Origin of the sequence: Simiduia agarivorans SA1 = DSM 21679 (assembly GCF_000305785.2) — a bacterium.
In the GTDB taxonomy this organism is placed as follows: domain Bacteria; phylum Pseudomonadota; class Gammaproteobacteria; order Pseudomonadales; family Cellvibrionaceae; genus Simiduia; species Simiduia agarivorans.
Window position 1 is genome coordinate 4,022,164 of record NC_018868.3, and the last position, 23,360, is coordinate 4,045,523.

Consider the following 23,360-nt stretch of genomic DNA (forward strand, 5'->3'; position numbering starts at 1 on the left):
GCGCGTCAGAATCATTACGCTTGCTGCCGGCTTTGCTTGCGGAATTCCGACGGCGACATGCCCACCAGGCGGGAAAAAAAACGGTGGAATGCAGATTTGCTGTTGAAGCCCGCCGCCAGCAAGATGTCCAAAATGGTCTGGTTGTCGCAGGCGGGGTCGGCCAGCATTTGTTTGGCGGCTTCCACCCGGTAGCCGTTGATGAATTCAAAAAAATTGCTGTTGAAGTGTTTGTTAATCACGTTCGATACTGTGCGCACCGGCAAGTTGATGCGGCTGGCAAAGCCTTCGATGTTCACGTTCTGTTCCAGGTATAACTGATCCTGTTCCATGGCCTGGCGCACTTTCTGCACCGCCTGTTCATCCAGGTCCTCGTCTTCCGCTGGTGCTTTATTGGTGGATTCCGGCTGGGTCACCAGCATGGATTGCGCATACACCAGGCTGTAGATAAACAGCGCATTGAGCAGAATAAAGGTGACGTAGTTGTCTACTATGCCGAGTTGGTCTGCCAGTGCAATGCTGGCGTACTTGGCGATCCAGTGCACCACCAGGGTCCAGACCCAATTGGCCATAAAACCGCCGGCGAGCAGGAACAGCCACACCAGTTCGCGCCGGGAATAATGGGAATACTCTTGCTGCAGGGCGCGCTGGTAACGCATCACCCGCCACAGGCACCAGCCGGCATAAAATACCGGCTGGATTTTGACAAAATCCCATAGCAGTGTGCCGAGCCAGAAGGTGTCGGATTCCGCTTCCAGGCGCATGGCACTGGCATCTACACCGTAAGCCAGCATGGGTATCCAGACGAGTAACAGGGGCAAAAGGTGCCAGGCATCGCGCAGGCTTACCGGCACGGTTTTTTGCGTGAGTGAGCGGATGTACAGATACAGCAAGGGGCCGTGGGCCAGCAGACTCAGGGTGAGCAGGTAGGGCAGTAAGCCATCGGCCAGCCAGGCGGGCGGGTGTATCTCGGTATTCCACAACAACAACACAGAAAAACTGGAGAGCGCCAGCGACAGTAAAAAGGCCGCCAGCAGGCTGCGTTCCCGTCCGTTTTCAATCAGCAGCCACTGAAACAGTGACAACAGCAGGCACACGGCCATGGAAATGAACAGGAATACGTCGTGCAGGTTAAATAAATGCTCTTTCATTTTTTATAGGTATAAATTCTTAAGAGGGTAATGATGCCACTTTTTCAGCGGGGCTCCCACGTCTGAAATGCAGAAAGTGGGGCGTTTAGTATTCCCAGCGGTTTGGTTTCTCAGGTCATCCCGCGGTACGGGTGCGCCAGCTTAGCAGGTCATAGAGAATGATTGAGGTGCCAAAACGCACCACTTTGCCCGTTTTACCGAAGGTGGGACGATCCAATTGCCGCTTGAATTCAACGTTGTCTCGCACCCGGCCTGCATGGCGGGTGTTATGCCGTGAGCGAAACCGCTCACCACAATAAGCATAACGAGGCTCAAGCAATGAAAATTACCAAACGCAACCTGCGGGTTGCCTCGGCGTTTGCCGCCCTGCTGAGTGCGCCGGTGTTCGCGGCACTCACGCCAGTCGGTGCCGGCAATATCAGCGATACCATCAATACCGCAAGTCACCGCTGTGTCATCGACCACGGCACCTGGATCTGGAATGCCGGCGTGGTAGAGCCGGGCGTGTCCGGCTGTAACCCCATTGGCGCGCCCACCCCGCGCTTTCCTCAGGTACAGGATCAGGCGGCTAACCAGCCCACCATGACCCACCGCTGGTGGGGCTCGGTATCGTTTATGGGTGAACACGGGATCAATGACCCGGCCGGCGCCGGTTACCTCACGCCCGATCCGTTTGCGGTGCGCATCAGCAATCGCGGGGCGCGCCTCGGCGGGATACCCGCGGCGCTCAGCACTAATGCGAGCCAGACCGTCAGCACTATCCCGGACCCGTTCGCCGAGGTCTTTGATGGCATCGCCGTGGGCAACAGCCAGCACGGCAATCTGCAGGCGCGGCTCAGTAATTACAGCGATGGCTCGGTCACCGTGGCCTGGAGTGATGGCGCCACCCGGGTGATGGAAGCCACCTTTGTGCACGGTTCGCCCTACGCCTATTTCACGGTCCAGTCGGGGCAGTTGCAACTGCGTACCAAAGCCGCCAATGGCGGTGAGCGCGGCGTGTTTCACCAGGATGGCAACAGCCTGGGGGTGTGGACCGATGTGGCGGGTATCCGCAACCACTTCCTCGCCGTGGTGCCATCGGGCAACAGCTTCAGCGGCGTGAACGGCCAGACGGTAACGCTCAGTGGCAACCGGCTGACGCTGGCGTGGTTGCCCACAGCGCCCGATGCCAATGTGATTAATCTGCTCAAGGCGCACGCGTTGAAGCCGGTGGATGAGGTGCGCATCGACTATGCGGTGGACCACAACTCCCAGGCGGTGACCGTGACCCACAGCTACCGCTACCAGGGCCAGGCACAGACCACCCTGGCCGGTCTTCTGCCGATGGCGTGGAAGCGGAGTAATCAACCACTTACCGGCTACGCCACGCGCAGCGCGCGCGGTGTGACCCGATTCGCTGAAACCCACCAGTTCAGTTACACCCTCCCGTTTGTGGGTCTGTTGCCCAGCCTGCCGGCCTTTGGCAATTACGATCAGGCCGCGCTGGCAGCATTGGTGCGTGAATTTACCGATCGCCCGCAAAGCGAGTGGAATACAGCCACTGATACCTACTGGGCCGGTAAGAACTACGGCAAGGTGGCGGAGCTGGCGGCATTGGCGCGCAGCCACGGGCTGATAGCGGAAGCAGATCAGCTGGTGGGCTGGCTCAAGGGCGAGTTGGAAGACTGGTTCCGCGCCGATACCAACGGCAGCCTGGATGTGAGTAAGTACTTCGTTTACGACGCCAACTGGAATACCTTGCTGGGCTTTGATGAATCCTTCGGCGCCCAGCAGCAGTTGAACGACCACCATTTCCACTACGGTTACTTCGTGCGCGCGGCGGCGGAAATCTGCCGGGTAGACCGTAGCTGGTGTGGCGACAATGCCTGGGGACCCATGGTGGAGTTGCTGATCCGCGATTACGCCGGCGGCCGCAATGATGCGCTCTTCCCTTATTTGCGCAACTTTGACCCGGCCAATGGGTTTTCATGGGCGTCGGGCCACGCCAACTTTGTGCAGGGCAACAATAATGAGTCCACCTCCGAGGCCGCCAACGCCTATGGCGCCATGGTGTTGTACGGACTGATTACCGGCAATGAGGCGATCCGTGACCGAGGTGTTTACCTGCATGCTTCGTCCACCAATGCCTATTGGGAGTACTGGAACAACATCGACCGCTACCGGGGCATGGGTGGCAACCGCGATAATTTTGATCCGGCCTACCCGAAACTCACCACCTCTATTATCTGGGGCAGTGGTCATGTGTTCTCCACCTGGTTCAGTGGCGCCTATGCGCATATTCTGGGGATTCAGGGGCTGCCCCTGTCACCACTGGTACTGCACATCGGGCAGGAGGCCGATTACCTGCGCGATTATGTCGCCCTTGGCCTGAGCGAGTCGTCCAACGGCAAACCGTCTGGCCTGGTGGATGATCAATGGCGCGATGTGTGGTGGAACATCTGGGCCATGACCGATGCCGAAGCCGCCTTTGCGGATTTCCAGAGCTACGGCACGGGCTATGCACCGGAAGCGGGTGAAACCAAAGCGCACACCTACCAATGGCTGCAGGCCTTTCGCCAGTTGGGGCAGGTAGCGGCAGTACCGGCCAGTTCTCCCGCGGCTGCGGCGTTCCGCAAGGCGGGCGTGACCACCTATGTGGCCTACAACTACGGCAACAGCTACCAGTACGTGACCTTCGCCGATGGCATGGCGCTGAGCGTGGCACCCCACAGCTTCCGCATCCGCCGCTCGGGCGATGCGCCGGATCAACCGGGCCAGCAAACACCGGCCGATGGCGTGGTGAATGGCGGCACCGGCGGTGGCGGTGACAATGGCGGTGGTAACGATGGTGGCGGCAATGACGGCGGCGGTAACGATGGGGGTGGTACGCCTACCGATTGCAGCAACGGGTGTGCAACAGAGTCTGGCGCCAGTCTGATCCTGAGCCTGACCCGGGGCGATATTGTGGACCTGCACTTCCGGGTTAATGGTGGCGCCCAGCAGAACTTGCGCATGACCGCCACCAGCGCGGGCTGGACCTATGAAATCGCAAGCTTGAATGCCTTTGATCAGGTGGATTACAGCTTTACCGTGATTACCGCAGGCGTGGGCGAGGACATAGGCTGGCGGACCCATACCTTTAACGGCACCGGCGGTGGCGACGGCTCAGGCGGCGGTAACGGCGGTGAGCCACCCGCCCCCGATTGCCTGAACGGCTGTGCTTTGTCTGTATCCGGTGGCGTGCTGTTTGCCGCCGATGAGGCCGACATTGCCGATGTGCACTACAAGGTCAATGGCGGCGCCCAGCAGAATGTGCGTATGCAGCGCGAGGCCACCGGCTGGCGCTATCAGGTCACCGGCCTGCAGCCAGGCGACCAGGTAAGCTACAGCTTCACCCTGATCACCAATGGCGTCGGCCGCGATACCGGCTGGGCGCAGCACACAGTCACCAACTAAGCGATCAGTACCAAGGGGCCAGACCCCTTGGTTTTGAAGTACCAAGGGGTCTGGCCCCTTGGTACTTTGTTCTATTCTGCAGGGAGCTCTTTTCCAGAATGGGCCGGCAGCAGGAGAGACATTTCGGGGACGCGTGAATACCCTTCGGGGCCGGCCACCAAGCACAGCTTGGCGTCGTTCAGCTGCGCGCGAAGCAGTGCTTCGCAAAAACGCTTGCTTCACCCTTGTAGCTCGACGGCGCCCCTTCGGGCCCGGCCCTCAATCGTAGATTGAGGACGTTTCAGCTTTCGCAAAGCGGTGCTTTGCAAGCAAAAGCTGAAACCCCTGGCGCCGACGCCCCGCAATATCTCTCCTGCCGCCGGCTACCTAACGGCAAGCGATGGTGATTTCTACGGCAAATTTGCCCTATAAATCTCGTGCCAGTTTAGGTTTCATTTTCTGTAACCTTCTGAAATTTATGGAAATTTTAATTCCCACTTATCCTGTCTGCAAAGTGGGACGCGCCATGTTCAAAGTTCTGTCAAAGTGGGACGACTCCCCCGGAGGCTCAGTCGCAAAGTAATGCTGGGCGGCTACATTCCGGTACCGCTACTAAAATAATAAGGTCGAGGAGACTTGCATGAGCAACAGAATACGCAAATACCCCCGCACGCTGCTGGCCATTGCCGTAGCCAGTGCTTCCTTTGGCGCCGTGGCCCAGGACGAGGGTATGGACCAATTGGAAGAGGTGGTAGTCACCGGTATCCGTGGCAGTCTTGAGCGCTCCATGGACATGAAACGCGACGCCCAGGGCGTGGTGGATGCCATCTCTGCTGAAGACATCGGCAAAATGCCCGACACCAACCTGGCAGAATCCCTGCAGCGCATCACCGGTGTGTCCATCGACCGCCAGAACGGCGAAGGCAGCCGGGTGACCGTACGTGGCTTCGGACCGGACTATAACGTGGTGACCCTCAACGGGCGTCAGATGCCGGCGGCCAATATTGAGGCAACATCTGCCTCGTCCTCCCGCTCCTTCGATTTTGCCAACCTCGCTGCCGAGAGTGTGAGTGCGGTTGAAATCTACAAAACCGGTAAGGCATCCCTGTCCACCGGTGGTATTGGCTCGGTGATCAATATTCGTACCGCCCGCCCGTTGGAGCAAGACGATCTGGTGGCGAACGTGGGTATCAAGGCCATGCACGATACCTCCACCAAAACCGGCGACAGCTGGACCCCGGAAATCTCCGGAATATTCAGCACCAAGTTTGCCGATGACACCATGGGCATTGCGCTCACCGGTTCTTACTCCGATCGTCAGAGCGGCTACGCCAAAGCGGAAACCGGCCCAGGCTGGTACACCATTCCCGGTGGCCAGGGCGATTGGGGCTCCATTGCACCGGATAACCCGAATTTTGAGAACGCACCCCAGGCCGGTGACGTCTACGCCGTGCCTCGTGGGATTGGCTTTGCGTTTGGCGAAATCCAGCGTGAGCGCACCAATGCCCAGGCCACTTTCCAATGGGCTCCAACCGATAAGCTGGAAGCCACGCTCGATTACACCTTCTCCGAGCAGGATGTGGAGCAGCAGTACAATGCCATGGGCGCCTGGTTTAACGGCGTGCCTGTATCAGGTGCCTTTACCCCGGGTACCGGCAATGGCAGCGTAGTTGCACTGACCGAGTACACCGACGGCACCGGCTCAGACGTGACCTTTAACGCCGGCGAATGGGGCACGAAAAATACCAATAACTCGCTGGGTCTGAATGTGGCCTGGCATCCAACCGATGCGCTGACGCTGGTATTTGATTACCACAATTCCAGTGCCAAAAATGGTGCCAAGGATGACCGGGGTACTAACAACAATATCGCCGGCGTGCAGTACAACCGCGCAGCCACCACGGTAAATTACACCACCCCGCTGCCCACTGTTTCATTTGAATTCAATGCGCAGGGTCCGTTCGACCCTTCACAAATGCTGACGTCGGGTACTGCTTTCCGCAATGCGCTGATGAAGCATGATATCGAGCAGGCGAAAATCGACGGTACCTTTGAGTTTGAAGACTCAGCGGTGCGCAGCATCGATTTCGGTCTTTCCATGTTGGAATCGGAAAACCGTTCTGCCTTTGCCAATGCCCAGCGCGATACCTGGGGCGGTTATGGCACCGCGGCAGATTACGATGACAGCCTGTTTGTGCAGAAGAGCATGGCCAGTGCGCTGGACCAGTTCAGCAGCGCGTCCAGCCCGGATATGACCCCTTACTACTATGCCTCTGACTTCAATGGCATGAATGACGCCATTGCCGCCATTGCGGCTGCTAACGGCGAAACCTTGGTAGGCGCCTGTGGCGATCGCTTGTGTGCAAGCAACGATTTCACCACCGATCGTACTACCCAAGAAAGTCAGAAGGGTGCCTATGTGCAGGTGAATCTGGGTTGGGATGACCTGGCTATGCCGATTAATCTGGCTGTCGGTTTGCGCTATGAAGACACCAAAGTAGATTCCAAAGCGTTGGTGCCGCAGTACGACTCCATTATCTGGGCTGCTGATAACGAGTTTGTGGCTCAGGCCAATGGTGTGGATTTCACCCAGCTCAAGGGTGCATATAGCAACTGGCTACCAAACATCGATTTCGACATTGCTTTTACCGACGATGTTGTGGGTCGTGCGTCGGTGAGCAAAACCATTTCCCGTCCCGGTTATGCGGATATTCAGGGCGGTCAGACCATTGACCCGCTGGTACGCTTCAATGGTGGTACCGGTTCCCGCGGTAACCCGGATCTGGATCCGTTTGAATCCACAAACTTCGAATTGTCGGTTGAGTGGTACTACGGCGAAGGCAGCTATGTGTCGGCCGGTTACTACAAGAAAGACGTAGAGAATTTCATCGGTCAGACTTCATTTGAAGAGACGGTGTTTGATCTTGCTCACCCTGTTCAGGGGCCACGTTACCAGCAAGCGGTTGCCGATCTGGGTACATCTGACGCCGGTGCTGTTCGCGCCTACATGGAATCACTTTACGGTGCGCCTGTAGAGGGTTCAGCCGCCGATGGTGACACAGCAGCGGTATTCCGTATGATCGCGCCGGTGAACGCTGAAACCGCCAAGATCGATGGCTTTGAAGTTGCAGTACAGCACATGTTTGGTGAGTCTGGCTTCGGTGCCATCGTCAATTTCACTACAGTTAACGGCGATATTGCCTACGATAATTTCAATACCAATAAAGGCGCGGGTGTTGAGAACCAATTTGCCCTGTTGGGTCTGAGTGATTCCTTCAACATTGTAGGTTTCTACGACAAGAATGGTATTCAGGCGCGTATTGCCTACAACTGGCGTGATGACTTCCTCAACAGCACCTTCGATGGTAATGGCGAGCGCAACCCGATCTACACCGAGGCCTATGGCCAGTGGGATGTGAACGTGAGCTACGATATCAATGACAATTTCGCGATCTTTGCGGAAGGTATCAATATCACCAGCGAAACCCAACGTTTGTATGGCCGTCATGAAAACATGATGATTGGTACCATCCAAACCGGTGCCCGTTACAACCTAGGTGCCCGCTACACCTTCTGAGTTAACTGCTCTCATTCCAACCGGTTCCGGTTGGGGTGACTCATCGCGGGTTTGGATGTATGCCACACCCGCGATTTTTTTGGTTTTCTTTGCATGGGGCGCCGTGTTCGCTTCATGCAAAGGCGACTAAAGTTTTTGAAAAATGCAGGGTTTCCTGTCACATTGTCTGAATGCAACTCAGACCATGCACCGGCGGAAATGCCTGAGCACATAATAAGCAGGAAAACACCTGTGAGCAGTAATGAAATAGAGCAAATTCTTGTGCTTGGCGGCGGTGCGGCCGGTTGGCTGACGGCGGCGCTGTTGGCGGCGGAGCACGGCCTGAAGCAGGGCGGCCAGTGTCGGGTGATGCTGGTGGAAGCGCCCGGTATCCCCACCATCGGTGTGGGCGAAGGCACCTGGCCCTCCATGCGCGATACCTTGCGCCGCATCGGTTTACCCGAGATTGCCCTGTTCAGCCACTGCGATGCCTCCTTTAAGCAGGGCTCACAATTTATCGGCTGGCGTGACGGGGCTGCCGGCGACAGCTACTACCACCCGTTTTCTCTGCCGCACGGCTATTTTCAAATGGACCTCGGCCCTTATCGCCAGGGGCGGGACTATGCCTACGGCGTGAGTGCGCAGGCAGCGGCGTGCGATGCCGGGCGCGCGCCCAAGCAACTGGCCACCCCCGAATACGCCGGCGTATTGAATTACGGTTACCATTTTGACGCCGGAAAATTCGGCGAGTGCTTGCGTGAACATTGTGTTCAGCAGTTGGGTGTGGCCCATGTGCAGGCCGAAGTGGTCGCCGTGGAAGCGGATTCGGGTGGTTTTATTACCGGCTTGAAAACGTCAGCCGGTGATACGCTGGCGGCCGATTTCTTCGTAGATTGTTCGGGCAGTGCCAGCCGTCTAGTTGGCGAGCATTATCGGGTGCCGTGGGTGAGCAAAACACAGGTGTTGTTCAACGACCGCGCCATTGCCACGCAATTGCCTTATGTCAACGCACAAGCCTCCATCGCGTCAGTCACCAAAGCGTGCGCCCACGCCAATGGCTGGGTGTGGGACATTGCATTGCCCTCCCGGTGCGGCATCGGTTTTGTTTACAGCAGTGCACATCAAACGGAATCGGAAGCTGAATCCGCTTTTCGTCAGTTTTTGCAGACGCGGGCCGTATCCGCGGGTCTGGACGCTGAGCGCATTGTGCCGGATCTGACTTTGCGCAAACTTAAGTTTGAGCCCGGCCACCGGGAAATATTCTGGACCCACAATTGTGTGGCGGTGGGCATGTCGGCCGGTTTTATCGAGCCGCTGGAAGCGTCCGCGCTGGCATTGGTGGAACAGTCGGCCGCTGCCATTCGCGATTTTTTACCTGTGCAAAAATCTGGCCTGCGCGCGGCGGCTAATCAATTCAATACACGCTTTCAGCAACACTGGCAGTCCATTGTGGATTTCCTGAAGTTGCATTACGTGTTGTCCAAACGTACCGAGCGCTATTGGTCTGATCATCGCGATCAGGCATCGGTTCCCGACTCATTGGCCGAGGCTCTGGCGCTGTGGCGCGACCGTGCCCCCATGGGGCGCGACATCGCCGAGGCGCAGCCGCTGTTTCCTGCCGCCAGTTACCGGTTTGTCTTGCAGGGCATGCAGGCGGAATGCAGCTATTTACGCAGCCCGCGCGCAGATCGCAACAACGCGATGGCCGGGCAGTTGCTGAATGAAGTCGCACAGCAAACCCGGCGCTGTCTGGACGGCCTGCCCGATAACCGCGCATTGATCGATGCCTGGTTAGCGGGCCCGGGTGCGCATTGATGCAATACCCTGCGCATATACCGCCGGTCAAACGGGTGCGCCTGGCCAACGCGGCGGAATTACCCCGTATCATTGCCGCGGCCGATGGCCCCTTGGTGTTTGAGAACCTGCTGCAAGGTGAGCTGATTGACGCCGGGCGAGCAGGCGGCTTGGCCAATTATCTCAAGCCCTTCAATGCAGCACGGGAAACGGTATTTTTCCGTCTGCAGCCACAGGCACAGGGGCGGATTTTTTATCAGGACGATTTCTCCGGTTTCAATTTTTCCCGCGAGCAGGCCGACTTCCTCGGCTTGCTCGACGCGTTGGAGCGGCAATTACCGGCAGTGGACGGCTGTTATGTGGGATCGTCATCCATCGATTATTTTCTGCCCGGCCTTAAATCCACGTTGGGGCTGGCGGTGCCCGCCGATGAACCGTTGATCTCATTGTGGCTGGGTGGCAAAACCCGCGTGGCGGCACACTTTGATCTGCCGGAAAATCTTGCCTGCGTGGTGGCAGGGCGCCGGCGCTTTACCCTGTTTCCGCCCGATCAGGTGGCGAATTTGTATCCGGGGCCGCTGGAATTTACGCCTGCGGGGCAACCCATCAGCCTGGTGGATTTTTATCAGCCGGATTTCCATACGTTCCCACGCTACCGCGAGGCGCTGGCCAGCGCACAAGTGGCTGAACTGAGCGCCGGCGATGCCTTGTATTTACCGGGCATGTGGTGGCATCAGGTAGAAGGTCTGGACGGATTCAATGTGCTGTTGAATTACTGGTGGCGCTCAACCCCTGTCTGGACCGGTTTGCCGCAGGATGCCATCAGTCATGCGTTGCTCACCATGGGCAGCTTACCCGCGGCGGAACGCGCCGCCTGGGCCGAGGTGTTCAACTATTATGTGGTCAATCGGGAAACCACGGCGGCGGGTATGCCCGAACGGGCGCGTGGCATGCTGGCGGATCTGACCCCTGCGCGCGCCAGGCAACTGGCCGCGCACCTGATGCAGAAATTGCAACGGTTGCTGTAACCTTTTCAAATAGCAGGCTGTAGAAATGAAAAAACCGATTCGAAAAGTGGTGATTGCCGGCGGCGGTACGGCGGGATGGATGACGGCGGCCGCGCTCGCGAAACTGATGGGTAAAAATCTCGACATCACACTGGTGGAGTCTGAGCAGATCGGCACCATCGGTGTGGGTGAAGCCACCATACCCACGCTGGTTTTTTTCAACCGGCTGTTGGGGATTGACGAAGCGGAATTTCTGGCGGCCACCCAAGGCACCTACAAACTGGGTATCCGGTTTGAGAACTGGCGCGATGTGGGCAAGGACTATTTGCATGCCTTTGGCGTGACCGGCAAAGACTGCTGGGCCTGCGGTTTTCAACATTTCTGGCTGAAGGGCCGGGAGTTGGGGCTGGCATCGGACTTTGGCGACTATTGTCTGGAACGGCGCGCGGCGGAAACCCACAAGTTCAGCCATCTGCCTAACAACGGCCTGAACTATGCGTTTCACATTGATGCCAGTCGTTATGCAAAATACCTGCGTGGCTTTGCCGAGCATTTTGGTGCGCGCAGGGTTGAGGGAAAAATCAACCGCGTAGCGGTGCATCCCGACAGCGGCTACATTCAGTCGCTCACCTTGGACAATGGCCAGACGGTTGAGGGCGATTTTTTTATCGACTGCACCGGCATGCGCGCCTTGTTGATAGAAAAGGCACTGCACACGGGTTATGAATCCTGGACCCATTGGTTGCCCTGCGACAGCGCGGTGGCCGTGCAAACCGCGAAGGTGCAGGAGCCGATTCCCTATACCCGCTCCATTGCCCACGATACCGGTTGGCAATGGCGCATTCCGCTGCAAACCCGGGTGGGCAACGGCTATGTCTACGCCAGCAGCTTTGAGGATGACGTTCATGCCCGTGAGCGCTTGTTGGGCAACATTGAAGGTGAGCAGCTCACCGACCCATTACTGATTAAATTCCAGACCGGCCGGCGTCGCAAGCAGTGGCACAAAAACTGTCTGGCGGTGGGCCTCAGTAGTGGGTTTCTGGAACCCCTGGAGTCCACCAGCATTCATCTGATTCAACAAAATATTGTGCGTTTTCTGCGCTTCTTCCCGCAGCAGGGCATTCTGGATTCGGAAGTGGACGAGTTCAATCGCCAGGCGGATTTCGAAATGGAGCGCATCCGCGACTTCATTATTCTGCATTACAAAGTCACCGAACGAACCGACAGTGAATTCTGGCGCCATTGCCGGAACATGGCGATCCCCGACACGCTGGCGAACAAAATTGACGTATTCCGAGAAACCGGTCACGTATTCCGTGAAGGCTCGGAATTGTTTGTGGACTCCTGGCAGCAGGTGATGCTGGGGCAGGGGCTGACGCCAGAGCGTTACCACCCGCTGGTGGACACCATGAGTCAACAGGAGCTGGCGGATTTTCTGTCCCAGGTTAAAGCCCAAGTGGATCAGACAGTGGATAAGCTGCAATCCCACAATGCCTACCTGGCGCAATTTACCGCCAATGCCAAGCCGCCGATGTAGGAGCGGCTTCCCAGCCGCGAAGGGTGTGGCACCTTCCTTCTTGTTGGAGCGCAATCCCTTGCGCGAACAGGTGTGGCACCCAAGTCACTTCGGTATTCAAACAGGTGCCAATCCGTTCGCGCAAGGGATTGCGGATGGCCGCCCCGCGATCCTACAAAACCCATCCCAACAAGACCCACTTTGCGCCAAAGCGCCCACTTTCGCGGGCTGGCGCAAAGTGGGACGCAGCCGGGCGGGCAAGTCTGGCACTCTTCAGACTCAGCTGTCCTCTTGGGTTTAGCCTGAACAATATGTTCTCTCGTCATTACGCCCTCCCAAGCACCGGGGGGCGTCTTTTTGACAGCTGAAGACACGCATTTAATAAGAGTGAAGAGTCATGAAGTTATCCCTGTTTCCGGTTTTGTGCCTGGCCACAGCCGTGGGTCTGGTGGCCTGCAGTTCAGATTCCCAATCGCCTGCCATCGAAACGGCTGAATCTCCTTCTGCCAGCGGCGACCTGTCGGTGTGGCCGGCACTGAAGCAAACCCCGGTTGACCCGGCGCTGGAGTCCCGCATTGATGGTCTGCTGGCTTCGCTCACGCTGGAGCAAAAGGTGGGGCAGATGATCCAGCCGGAGATTCACCACGCCCTGGGCAACGAGGTGCGGGATTACTATCTGGGCTCAGTACTCAATGGCGGTGGCTCCTTCCCCCAACAGAACAAACACGCCAGCCTGGATGATTGGCTGGCGCTGGCCGATGACATTTATGCCGGTTCCATGGCGGTGGAAGCCGGCACCAAAATTCCCGCCTTCTGGGGCACCGACGCTGTGCACGGTCACAACAATGTGATTGGCGCCACGCTGTTTCCACACAACATCGGCCTGGGCGCCGCCCACGATCCGGCGTTGATCAAACGTATCGGCGCGGCCACCGCACGGGAAATGGCCGCCACCGGCATTATCTGGAGCTTTGCCCCCACCATTGCCGTGGCCCGCGATGACCGTTGGGGTCGCACCTATGAGTCCTACAGCGAATCGCCTGCGTTGGTGGCTGAGTATGCGCGCGCCATGGTAGAGGGCCTGCAGGGTGAGCGCGACAGCGCGGAATTCCTGGCCGACGGCAAGGTGATTTCCACCGCCAAGCACTTTGTGGGCGATGGTGGCACCGCCGGCGGCAGCGACCGGGGCGACACCCAGATCAGTGAAGCAGAGCTCGCCCGTATCCATTCGCCGGGTTATTTCACTGCCATTGAGGCCGGTGTACAGGTGGTGATGGCCAGTTTCAGCAGCTGGAACGGGGATCGCATGCACGGCCATCGTTACCTGCTCACCGATGTGCTGAAAGGCAAGCTCGGGTTTGATGGATTTGTGGTGGGCGACTGGATGGGCCATCAATTTGTGCCCGGCTGCAGTGCCACCCATTGCCCGGCGGCAGTGAACGCTGGCCTGGATATGTTCATGGCGTCGGACCCGAATTGGCGCGAATTGCATGCTAATACGGTGGCCGACGTAAAGGCCGGCCGCATCAGCATGGAGCGCATCGACGACGCGGTGCGCCGCATTCTGCGGGTGAAACTGCGCGCGGGATTGTTTGAGCGCGGTGCACCTTCCACCTACAAGCTGGCGGCAGATACCACCGTAATGGGCAACGCCGAGCACCGGGCCATTGCGCGCGAAGCGGTGCAGAAATCCCTGGTGATGCTGAAGAATGCCGGGCAGATCCTGCCTCTGTCGCCCAAGCAACACATAGTGCTTGCCGGTGACGGTGCGCACAATATCGGCAAGCAATCCGGTGGCTGGACAATCACCTGGCAGGGCACCGGTAACAGCAACGATGACTTCCCGGGCGCCAGCTCCATCTATGATGGTTTTGCCGCGGCGGTCAAAGCCGCCGGTGGCTCCATTGAACTGGCGGAAGACGGTAACTACCAGCAAAAGCCCGATGTGGCGGTGGTGGTGTACGGCGAGGACCCTTACGCGGAAATGCAGGGCGATACCTTCGACCTGGGTTACCGCTCGCCGGAAAATCTGGCCTTGTTGAAAAAGTTCAACGCCGAAGGCATTCCGGTGGTGAGCTTGTTTATTTCCGGCAGACCGCTGGCGGTGAATCCCTACCTGAATGCAAGCGATGCGTTTGTGGCCGTGTGGTTGCCGGGCAGCGAAGGTGTGGGCGTGGCCGATGTGGTGCTGGCTCGCGCCGATGGCAGTGTGAATGTGCCTTTTTCCGGCAAGCTGAGCTTTTCCTGGCCGCGCAACCCGCAGCAGGCGCCACAAAACCCTGAAGACGCGGGCTTTGATCCGCTGTTTGCGCAGGGTTATGGCCTGGCCTACGGCGATGAGGACAGCACCGCTTATCCCCTGCCCACACACCGTGGTGAAATCTACCCCGAAGACGCGAACGAATTGCCCCTGTTTGTTTACCGCCCGGTGAAGCCTTGGAACCTGTTGTTGCAGGATACGGCGGGCGATTCCCATGCCGTGAACACGGCCAGCGTGCGCATCGATGGTTTGAATCTCAATATGCAGGATCGCCATGTGCAGGAAGATACCCTGCATCTGGCTTTTACCGGCCAGGCCCGTGCAGGCTTCTATGTGGACGAAGCCATGTCGCTGGAAAGTTTTGCCGGCGGCAGCTGGGTGTTTGAAGCGGTGGTAGATAAGGCCGACGCGCTCACCATTGGTCTGGATTGCGACGGTTGTGGTCAGGTTGCCTTGTCGGCAGTGGCCGAGGTGACCGATCAATGGCAAACCCTGCGCATTCCGGTGGCCTGTGTTGCCGATGATCTCAGTAAAGTAAAAGCCGCCTTTTATGTACAGGGTCAGAAAGGCGCCGCGCTGTCGCTGTACAACCTGCGACTGACCAAGGGCGATGCCAGTTGCCCGGCCAATCTGAAACAACCATAAGTCTCCAGGTGCGCGGCCTGACATTTCGGGCCGCGTCAATCGCATTAAAAATAACGAGAATAGCCACAATGAAAAATTTTTTACTGCCCGTCAGCCTGTGCCTGTTGAGCGCATGCGGCGGCAGCGGATCAACACCCGCTCCCACACCAACACCAACCCCAACGCCAACGCCAACACCCAGCCCCACGCCGACGCCCGGCAACTGGAATCTGGTGTGGTCGGATGAATTTGATGGTAGCGCCATTGATTCCGGCAAATGGTCGCACGAAGTCAATTGCGCCGGTGGCGGCAACAATGAATTGCAGTGTTATACCGCGCGGCCGGAAAACAGTTTTGTGGCGGATGGCCTGTTGAACATTGTGGCCCGCGCGGAAAATTTTCAGGGCCCGGCCTTGCAGGATGATGATCCGGCTTACGATGCCGATGATCGCTCCGCCAGCCGTAACTATACGTCGGCCCGGTTGCGTACCAAAGGCCAGGGCGACTGGCGCTACGGGCGCATGGAAATCCGCGCGAAAATGCCCCAGGGGCAGGGCTTGTGGCCTGCTCTCTGGATGCTGCCCACCGAATGGGTCTACGGCGGTTGGCCGGCCAGTGGTGAGATCGATATATTTGAAGCGGTAAACAGCAACGCCGCCGGCGGCAATGAAATCCATGGCACCTTGCATTACGGTCGCTACTGGCCGCTCAATGCTTATACCGGCAAAGCCATTACCCCGGGTACGCCCATCTGGGAAAACTTTCATACCTACGCAGTGGAGTGGGAAGCGGACGAAATCCGTTGGTATCTTAACGATACGCATTTTGCCACCCAGTATCCGTCCACCAGCAATGGCGCGGGTTGGTTTAATTACTATTGGGTGGATCAGCAAACCGGTTTTGTGTTTGGCGAAAACGGCGCGCCCTTCGATCAGCTGTTTCATCTGATATTGAATGTGGCCGTGGGCGGAAATTGGCCAGGCGCGCCGGATGCGCAAACCAGCTTTCCGCAATCCATGCAGGTGGACTATGTGCGCGTGTACGAATGTGCAGACAGCCAGGGCTGCGCCACCGACCGTCGCAACGATGTGGACGTGGCCGGCGTTATGCGCCCGGCGCAGCGCGATTTCCCGCTCTATAACGATGGACTTCAATCACTCACAATGACCGCCGGCGGCGCCAGTTGGCAGCAGCCATTGGCGTTGGAGGTTTACGATGGCGGTCAACCCGGCCGCGTGCAATTGAGCGAACCGGAAATCGACGGCAAGCAGATGTTGCAGGTGGATTTTACCGGTGCCGGCAATGCGTTTTTTAATCTGCCCGATCCCCAACGCACCGGTGTGGACGCAGGTGTTGAACTCTATGGCATGCAAACCTATGGCGAGTTGCGCTTGCGCCTGAAGGTGATCAGTGCTGATGCCGGTACCGCGTTGAAAATAAAACTGGACAGTGGCTGGCCATCTGTCAGTGAAAAAACCATCAGCTTGCCCGCCGATGACCAGTGGGTGAGTGTGTCGGTACCTTTCGCGCAGTTACAGGCCAATCCGGTTGAGCCCGGGCAGGTTAACTATGAACAGGTAAACAATATTTTTGTACTGGAGGCCGATGGTGCCATCAGCGTCCAGCTGGATGATATACGCATCCGGTGTCTGGCCGATTGTGGTATCCGCCCGATTGTGCAAAGCACCAAGGAAGTGATTACCAGCAGTATCACCTTGTACGATGATGCCATCAATGGCACCTTTGACCTGGGCCTGCAATTGTGGGAATCGGGCTCGCCCCACGTACAATTGAGTGAGGTGGACGTGGCCGGGCGCGGTAAAGTGATTGATGCGCAGTTTGTCTCGCCCTCGGCCAACGGAATCTTCTTTATCCAGTCCACCGACGGCAAAGATTTTTCTGCCTTTGCCAGCACTGGCCGGTTGCAATTTGATGTGCGGGTGCTGGATTATGCCTTGGCCAGTGGCCTGGTGGCCCGGGCTGATTGTTTTCACCCGTGCAGCTCCGGCGATGTGTCGCTGGGGCAACCGGGCCTGAGCGATTGGCAAACGGTGGAAGTAGCCGTGAGTGATCTGGCCACCGGTGGCCTGGCGCTGGATAATGTGAACACGCCGTTTGTGCTCATGCCTACCTGGGGTGAGCAATCCGGTGTGCACCTGCAAGTGGATAATATTCGTTGGTTGTTGCCCTGAGGAAAAAAATAATGAGTGAGCAAACGATGACAGCAGATGCCCTGCAAGCGCCCGATGCCAATCGCGCCTTGTTGATAAAAAATACCCTGGTGGTGGCGCTGGCCGGTTTGTTGTTTGGCTATGACACCGGTGTGATTTCCGGCAGCCAGATGTACTTTACTGAATATTTTGCGTTATCGCCGGCGCAGCAAGGCTGGGCTGTGGGCAGTGCGCTCTATGGCTGTTTGCTGGGCGCGCTGATGGCGGGCGCCGCCACCCGGCGGTTGGGCCGCAAACTGACACTGATTATTTCGGCAGTTTTATTCGTGCTGTCTGCCTGGGGCAGCGGCGCGGCCGAATCACTGCAACCCCTGGCGATTTATCGCCTGATTGGCGGTTTGGGTGTGGGTATGGCGTCCATGGCGGCACCCATGTACATAGCGGAGATTTCACCGGCCGCCTTGCGCGGGCGCATGGTGTCGCTCTACCAATTGGCGGTGGTGGTCGGGTTTTTCGTGGTGTTTCTGGCCAGCTACTACATTGGTGGGGGCCAGACCCACGGCATGAGTGAAGCCGAGCTCGCCGCGCTCCATCAGGAGAACCTGGAACAGGGCTGGCGCTGGATGCTGTGGTCCGAATTACCGGTTGCAGCCGCATTCCTGTTGTTATTGCTCACCGTACCTGAAAGCCCCCGTTGGCTGGTGATGCAGAATCAATCCGCCAAAGCGGAAAAAATCCTGCAACAACTCAATGGCGCCGAGCAAGCGCAACGTGAAATGGTTGAAATCAATCGTGACCTGCATGTGGAAGAGGGCGCAAGCGTCTGGCAACAGTTGCGTGGCCCGTTGAAAATTGCCTTATTGGTGGGTGTGGCCTTGAGCGTTTGCCAACAGATTACCGGCATTAATGCGATCCTCTATTACGGTGCCGATATTTTCAGCAACGCGCTGGGTTATGGCCCGGAAGATGCGCTTAAACAGCAATTGTGGCTGGGTGGAGTGAACCTGCTGGCCACCTTTGTGGCCATATACACCGTCGATGCCTGGGGCCGCAAGCCGCTGTTGGTGGTGGGCCTGATCGGTATGTTTATCGGCTTGGTGACCCTGGCATTGACATTGATGACCGGTACCATGGGCGTGGTATCGCTGGTGGGCGTGCTGGTGTTCATTGGCGCGTTTGCTTTGTCTATGGGGCCGGTGGTGTGGGTGATGCTGTCGGAAATCTTCCCCAACCAGGTGCGCGCGCAGGCGCTGTCCATTGCGGTGGCCGCTCAGTGGTTGTTCAACGCCCTGGTGGCCAGCGCCTTCCCGGTGGTGAATGGCTCCGCGCTCAATGCCGAGATGTTCAGTGGCGCGCTGCCCTATCTCGTGTTTGCCGCCTTCTGCCTGCTGACCCTCTGGTTTGTGTGGAAGCTGGTACCCGAAACCCGCGGCCGCTCGCTGGAGCAGATGCATCAGCTTTGGCATAAGTAAACTTTTTTGGTAGAGCGCGGGGCGGCCGTCCGCAATCCCTGTGGGAGCGCGGGGCGGCCATCCGCAATCCCTGTGGGAGCGCAATCCCTTGCGCGAATGGTTTGGCATAGAGTATTGATAAAGTAAGAAGCAATCTTCCAGCCCCATTCGCCCAAGGGACTGGGCTCCTACAGCCCTCCGCTCTCCCTTCGTGTAAACTTAGGCTCTTTACGCATTCCCCGCTGGAGCCAGCCCTTGTCCTCTGCCCGATTTGACCAGTTACCCCTCGATCCTTCTTTACTCGGCAACCTGAACGACCTGGGCTATACCCAGATGACCGAGATTCAGGCCCGCGCATTGCCGGAGTTGCTGGCTGGTCGCGATGTGATCGGCCAGGCCAAGACCGGCTCGGGCAAAACCGCCACCTTTGGTCTTGCCTTGCTGAATAAGCTGCGGGTGGAGCGGTTTCGTGTGCAGGGGCTGGTGCTGTGCCCCACGCGTGAGCTGGCGGATCAGGTGGCGCGCGAACTGCGCAAGCTGGCCCGCGCCATCCACAACATCAAAATCCTGACCTTGTGCGGTGGCATGCCGTTCGGCCCGCAATTGGCATCGCTCGATCACGGCGCCCATATTGTGGTGGGTACACCCGGGCGGATTGAGGAGCATGTGCGCAAGGGCAAGCTGGATCTGTCCGAAGTGCATACACTCGTGCTGGACGAAGCCGATCGGATGCTGGATATGGGATTTCAGGAAACCGTGGATGCCATTGTGGCGGGCACGCCGGCGGCGCGTCAGTCGCTGTTGTTTTCTGCTACCTATCCGGATTCCATAGAAGCCTTGGCCGCGCGTGTGCTGCACAACCCCGTGCGCATTACCGTGGAATCCAAACACAGTGCGCAAACGATTAATCAGCATTTTTACCGGGTCGGCAATAATGAACAGCGCCTGGCGGCGGTGGCACAGTTGCTCTGGCATTTTCAGCCCGGCTCGGCGGTGATTTTTTTGCAACACCAAACGGGAAACCGAAGAGATTGCCACCCACCTGAATGAACACAATGTTCTCGCACTGGCCCTGCACGGTGATCTGGAACAAAAACAACGCGACCAGGTCCTCACCTGTTTTGCCAATGGCAGCAGCCGGGTATTAGTGGCCACCGATGTGGCCGCGCGTGGTCTCGATATTGAATCGCTGGAGTTAGTGATTAACTACCAGCTATCGCGCGACCCCGAAGTGCATGTACACCGCATTGGTCGCACCGGTCGCGCCGGTGAATCGGGCCATGCGGTAAGCCTGGTGAGCGAGCGCGAAGATTTCAAACTGACATCGGTGGGTGCCAGCGCCGATGCCATTGAAGCGTTGCCGCAAGCCCGTCATCAGACTTTGGCCGATCCCGATTGGGTTACGCTGCAATTGGATGGCGGCAAAAAACAGAAGCTGCGCCCGGGCGATATTGTCGGCGCACTCACGCGCAACGATTGCCTGGTGTTCGAACAGATCGGCAAGATTGCCGTGGCGGATAACTGGGCCTATGTGGCGGTGGATCGCGGCGTGTGGAAAAAAGCCTTACAGCAGTTGGATAAAGGCAAGCTGAAAGGGCGGAGTTTCCGGGTGCGGCGGGTTAATTTAGGGTAAGTGTGCGCGCAGACGTTTGTCGGTTGATGGTATGGAAGTGGATTGAGTGAAATCAGAAAAATGGTATAAAAATCCGGAAATGCTGGTGGCACTGTGTGCCTTGTCGGTCGGTTTGCTCACAGCCTTCATCTCCATCTATTCGGCTTATATTGATCGCGCCTATGCGAGAGCGTCGGTGTGGCCTAAGCTGGAGATCTTTCGCAGTTACAGTGCCAATACCTACAGCTATGGTGTCTCAAATAAAGGCACAGGACCAGCCATCATTCATTATGCCAAAGTGACCAACGCGGATAGCGTGCTGAAGGCGTGGACCGATATCGCTGTGTTTACTCATATTGTGCAATCGCACATCGGCAACGTCACCATTCCATCGGGGCAGACAGTGCAGCCGCTGTCTTATGAGGGCGACGAGGTGGCAAAGATATTGGAGCTTGATGATTCGATTTCTATTGAGCTGTGTTATTGCTCCATTTATCAGCAGTGCTGGATAGTGGACAGAACCAATTTCAGCCAGGAAGTTGAAGAATGTGTGATTTCTGGAGACCAGAAATTTCTGCAGTAAACGCGGCCAACATTCAGACGAATTACAGTTGTCGTCTGAACGCTTTCAGCGCCTGATAAAATGGCTGGGGCCAGTCCGGCATAACGCAGAACTGACTCCAGCAGGCTTTGATGGTTATTTGGCGAGTGTAAATTCAACCGATGGCATAGGGTTGCTGTCCGTACCGGATTTCATTTTGATATCGATTTTGCCGTAGCCAAGATACAGCGCCAGAATCAATGAAAATCCAATGCAACCCGCCAGCAGGGTGCCGGAAAGCACCGCACCAGACGCCAGTATGATCAGTGCGATGGCGGAAAGTTCTGCCGCGCCGATGGGGTTTGAGTAAAAGAACTGGGACGCCCCCGGCAGAATGTCATCTATGCATTCCTTCAGCTCGTCCAGCTTTTTTCCTGCAAAGGGCGCGAATGCCAGGGCTTCCGGCCCTTGCAACTCAATGGTCACTTTTGGCGTGTCAGCTTCGAAATGCTTGCGCGCTTCTTTTTGTGCAGCCATGGGGTCGGTAAATTTCTTTTGTTGACCGTAATGCTCGGTATCAGGGAAGAAACCACCTCACCGAGCGATTGTTTGCCCCAGGGCACAATGATGGGGACTTCAACTTGTGGCCCCAGATACACAAAGGGCGCGCGCACATGATGGCTCCCTTCTTTGATGTCGATTTCCAATAGCATCATGTCGGTGGGGTCGGGTATTTTCTTCGTTACCCAGCGCCCGGGCAATGGCAGTGGTTCCCAGATACGTATCCGTTTTGGGTCTTGCCAGTCTTTCGTGGTGCCACGGAATTTCCCAACCGCATTGGTGGTGCTAGTCAGGATGACGTCATTGGTACCGCCGATGTCCATATCGATGATTTTTACCGTAGCGCCCTTCACCGGTTCATTGACGCCCCAGGGACCGGGCATATACATGACTTTGGCTTTTACATTTAATTTAGACATAACCTATCTCCATATGTTTTTGGCCGCACCGTGCGGCGATGTCGGTATTGCTGTAAAACAGCGGAGACAGGTTGGAATACTGGCAATCAGAAAGCTTGAATGCAGTTGGAAATAGTTTGAAATTTACTAATAACTAATAAAATCAATTAGTTATCGTTTTCGGATAACCATTGATCTACAGCGCCATCAATATCGCTGGGAAAGGGAACGCCATCTTCTACACCCACATAGACAATCGGCATGGCGGGATACTGGAGAAACACCTTGTGATACTTCGCCAGCCACACTTCCAGGTGGGCACGCAGTGGGGCAAATTGGGGCAGGGTGTTCAGTAGCTCGGGGTGACCGTCGATCAACGTCAGTAGTGCACGATTGCCCTTGTACAATGGACCTTCGGTCTGGGCCCTGATTTGTTCCCATAAAAAGGTTTCTGCTTGGTTCAGCTGCGGATAGGCGGCGATCAGGCGTTGTTCCCAACTCATCGATTGGAATTCGGGCAAACGATGTTGCAGATGCTGGCCTAGTTGATTGCGGCGGTTTACCTGGGCTCTGAAGGCTGTTTTGGTAATTAGCAGCTGGCTTTGTATCTGGCGCATCAGTTCTGTGACATGCGCTGTGTCTGCCGGGTGGCTGTTGAATGGTTTAACCAACGTGTCGGATTGGCGAATCGCGTAACTGAGTAGCAGGGCAGCGCAGCACAGGACAGCAGCCAGCCACCCAAGCGGACGGGCGAACAGGCGTTGTTTCCCGGCTGGGGCGCTTCTGTTCGCTGATCGCACGGCGTCAGCTGGCGTATCGTTAAACGCGGTGATAACTTCTGTTACGTCGGTACTAATTGAGAAGCCTTTGCCGCGATGTGTTCTGATAATGCTTTGATTGTTGCCGTCGTCATCAAGCGATTTCCGGGTTTCAGATACCAGTTTAGACAGCGACCACTCACTGACGATGGTATCGGGCCAGAGCGCCTGCATCAGAGCTTCTTTACTGACCCGGTCTGGGCTGGCGAGAAGCAGGATTTTCAGCAATTGCGCTTGGCGTTCGTCCAGTGAAATGGGGCCATCCGGGCCAGTGAGCCGTTGACTCGGAATATGAAAGGTAAATGGGCCAAAACAGTACTGCCTTGGCTTGAGCGGCGATCGGGCGTCTTCGTTCTTGGGTAATTTACTTGCGCTCATTCGCCTCGGAATTTGCTTGGCTGGATTGGCTGGTTGAAGCACACTGTGATTCAGCTGGCCTTACAAATCAATATGTTAAAAGCAGTTGCGGTGGCTTGAATTTCCACCTTA

General features: G+C 57.1%; 13 protein-coding genes and 1 pseudogene. 10 read left to right on the forward strand and 4 right to left on the reverse strand.

Translation table 11 applies throughout. The annotated features are described in order from the left end of the window. Nucleotides 1-14: 14 nt before the first annotated feature. Nucleotides 15-1,148, reverse strand: coding sequence for a helix-turn-helix domain-containing protein (locus M5M_RS17995; RefSeq protein WP_015048941.1), 1,134 nt, complete (start codon nt 1,146-1,148; stop codon nt 15-17). Nucleotides 1,149-1,466: 318 nt separating this feature from the next. Between M5M_RS17995 and M5M_RS18000 the strand changes: the two genes are divergently transcribed. The 10 genes and pseudogenes from M5M_RS18000 to M5M_RS18045 all read left to right on the forward strand — a co-directional run bounded on the left by M5M_RS18000 (nt 1,467) and on the right by M5M_RS18045 (nt 21,136). Next, on the forward strand, nt 1,467-4,583 hold the full coding sequence (locus M5M_RS18000; RefSeq protein WP_015048942.1) for a glycosyl hydrolase: 3,117 nt from the start codon (nt 1,467-1,469) through the stop codon (nt 4,581-4,583). A 619-nt stretch (nt 4,584-5,202) separates the two neighbouring features. Continuing rightward, nucleotides 5,203-8,139 (forward strand): TonB-dependent receptor, encoded by a 2,937-nt coding sequence (locus tag M5M_RS18005; RefSeq protein ID WP_015048943.1) that lies wholly within the window; start codon nt 5,203-5,205, stop codon nt 8,137-8,139. A gap of 231 nt (nt 8,140-8,370) precedes the next feature. After that, entirely contained in the window at nt 8,371-9,933 is a 1,563-nt protein-coding gene (locus M5M_RS18010; RefSeq protein WP_015048944.1) for a tryptophan halogenase family protein, read from the forward strand. Further along, entirely contained in the window at nt 9,933-10,940 is a 1,008-nt protein-coding gene (locus M5M_RS18015) for a cupin-like domain-containing protein (protein ID WP_015048945.1), read from the forward strand. Before M5M_RS18010 ends, M5M_RS18015 begins: the two co-directional genes overlap by 1 nt. 25 nt (nt 10,941-10,965) lie before the next feature. Next, the gene (locus tag M5M_RS18020; protein ID WP_015048946.1) at nt 10,966-12,456 is read left to right on the forward strand and encodes a tryptophan halogenase family protein; all 1,491 of its coding nucleotides are present in this window, start codon (nt 10,966-10,968) and stop codon (nt 12,454-12,456) included. Between the two features lie 376 nt (nt 12,457-12,832). Next, nucleotides 12,833-15,340: a glycoside hydrolase family 3 protein gene (locus M5M_RS18025; RefSeq protein WP_015048947.1), complete on the forward strand. Its 2,508-nt coding sequence runs from the start codon at nt 12,833-12,835 to the stop codon at nt 15,338-15,340. 68 nt (nt 15,341-15,408) lie between these two features. Next, a complete protein-coding gene (locus M5M_RS18030) occupies nt 15,409-17,511 on the forward strand; it encodes a glycoside hydrolase family 16 protein (RefSeq protein WP_024330427.1) in 2,103 nt (700 codons plus the stop codon). 11 nt (nt 17,512-17,522) lie between these two features. Continuing rightward, a complete protein-coding gene (locus tag M5M_RS18035) occupies nt 17,523-18,962 on the forward strand; it encodes a sugar porter family MFS transporter (protein WP_015048949.1) in 1,440 nt (479 codons plus the stop codon). Between the two features lie 234 nt (nt 18,963-19,196). Then, a pseudogene (gene dbpA / locus M5M_RS18040) lies at nt 19,197-20,574 on the forward strand (ATP-dependent RNA helicase DbpA). A 46-nt stretch (nt 20,575-20,620) separates the two neighbouring features. Beyond that, entirely contained in the window at nt 20,621-21,136 is a 516-nt protein-coding gene (locus tag M5M_RS18045) for a hypothetical protein (protein WP_015048952.1), read from the forward strand. A 114-nt stretch (nt 21,137-21,250) separates the two neighbouring features. Here M5M_RS18045 and M5M_RS18050 read toward each other — a convergent pair whose 3' ends face one another. The 3 genes from M5M_RS18050 to M5M_RS18060 all read right to left on the reverse strand — a co-directional run bounded on the left by M5M_RS18050 (nt 21,251) and on the right by M5M_RS18060 (nt 23,249). Further along, nucleotides 21,251-21,631 carry a hypothetical protein gene (locus tag M5M_RS18050; RefSeq protein ID WP_144062498.1) on the reverse strand — a complete coding sequence of 127 codons (381 nt, stop codon included), beginning with the start codon at nt 21,629-21,631 and terminating at the stop codon, nt 21,251-21,253. After that, nucleotides 21,577-22,074: a transthyretin-like family protein gene (locus M5M_RS18055; RefSeq protein WP_015048954.1), complete on the reverse strand. Its 498-nt coding sequence runs from the start codon at nt 22,072-22,074 to the stop codon at nt 21,577-21,579. The genes M5M_RS18050 and M5M_RS18055 overlap by 55 nt, the downstream gene beginning before the upstream one ends. Before the next feature lie 146 nt (nt 22,075-22,220). Further along, a complete protein-coding gene (locus tag M5M_RS18060; protein ID WP_015048955.1) occupies nt 22,221-23,249 on the reverse strand; it encodes a winged helix-turn-helix domain-containing protein in 1,029 nt (342 codons plus the stop codon). Between the last annotated feature and the right edge of the window lie 111 nt (nt 23,250-23,360).

What these genes read in the sequence shown, in the direction of transcription:
- M5M_RS17995 (WP_015048941.1), bottom strand. Translation starts at nt 1,148, where the DNA reads ATGAAAGAGCATTTATTTAACCTGCACGACGTATTCCTGTTCATTTCC.
- M5M_RS18000 (WP_015048942.1), top strand. Translation starts at nt 1,467, where the DNA reads ATGAAAATTACCAAACGCAACCTGCGGGTTGCCTCGGCGTTTGCCGCC.
- M5M_RS18005 (WP_015048943.1), top strand. Translation starts at nt 5,203, where the DNA reads ATGAGCAACAGAATACGCAAATACCCCCGCACGCTGCTGGCCATTGCC.
- M5M_RS18015 (WP_015048945.1), top strand. Translation starts at nt 9,933, where the DNA reads ATGCAATACCCTGCGCATATACCGCCGGTCAAACGGGTGCGCCTGGCC.
- M5M_RS18020 (WP_015048946.1), top strand. Translation starts at nt 10,966, where the DNA reads ATGAAAAAACCGATTCGAAAAGTGGTGATTGCCGGCGGCGGTACGGCG.
- M5M_RS18025 (WP_015048947.1), top strand. Translation starts at nt 12,833, where the DNA reads ATGAAGTTATCCCTGTTTCCGGTTTTGTGCCTGGCCACAGCCGTGGGT.
- M5M_RS18030 (WP_024330427.1), top strand. Translation starts at nt 15,409, where the DNA reads ATGAAAAATTTTTTACTGCCCGTCAGCCTGTGCCTGTTGAGCGCATGC.
- M5M_RS18035 (WP_015048949.1), top strand. Translation starts at nt 17,523, where the DNA reads ATGAGTGAGCAAACGATGACAGCAGATGCCCTGCAAGCGCCCGATGCC.
- M5M_RS18050 (WP_144062498.1), bottom strand. Translation starts at nt 21,631, where the DNA reads ATGGCTGCACAAAAAGAAGCGCGCAAGCATTTCGAAGCTGACACGCCA.
- M5M_RS18055 (WP_015048954.1), bottom strand. Translation starts at nt 22,074, where the DNA reads ATGTCTAAATTAAATGTAAAAGCCAAAGTCATGTATATGCCCGGTCCC.
- M5M_RS18060 (WP_015048955.1), bottom strand. Translation starts at nt 23,249, where the DNA reads ATGAGCGCAAGTAAATTACCCAAGAACGAAGACGCCCGATCGCCGCTC.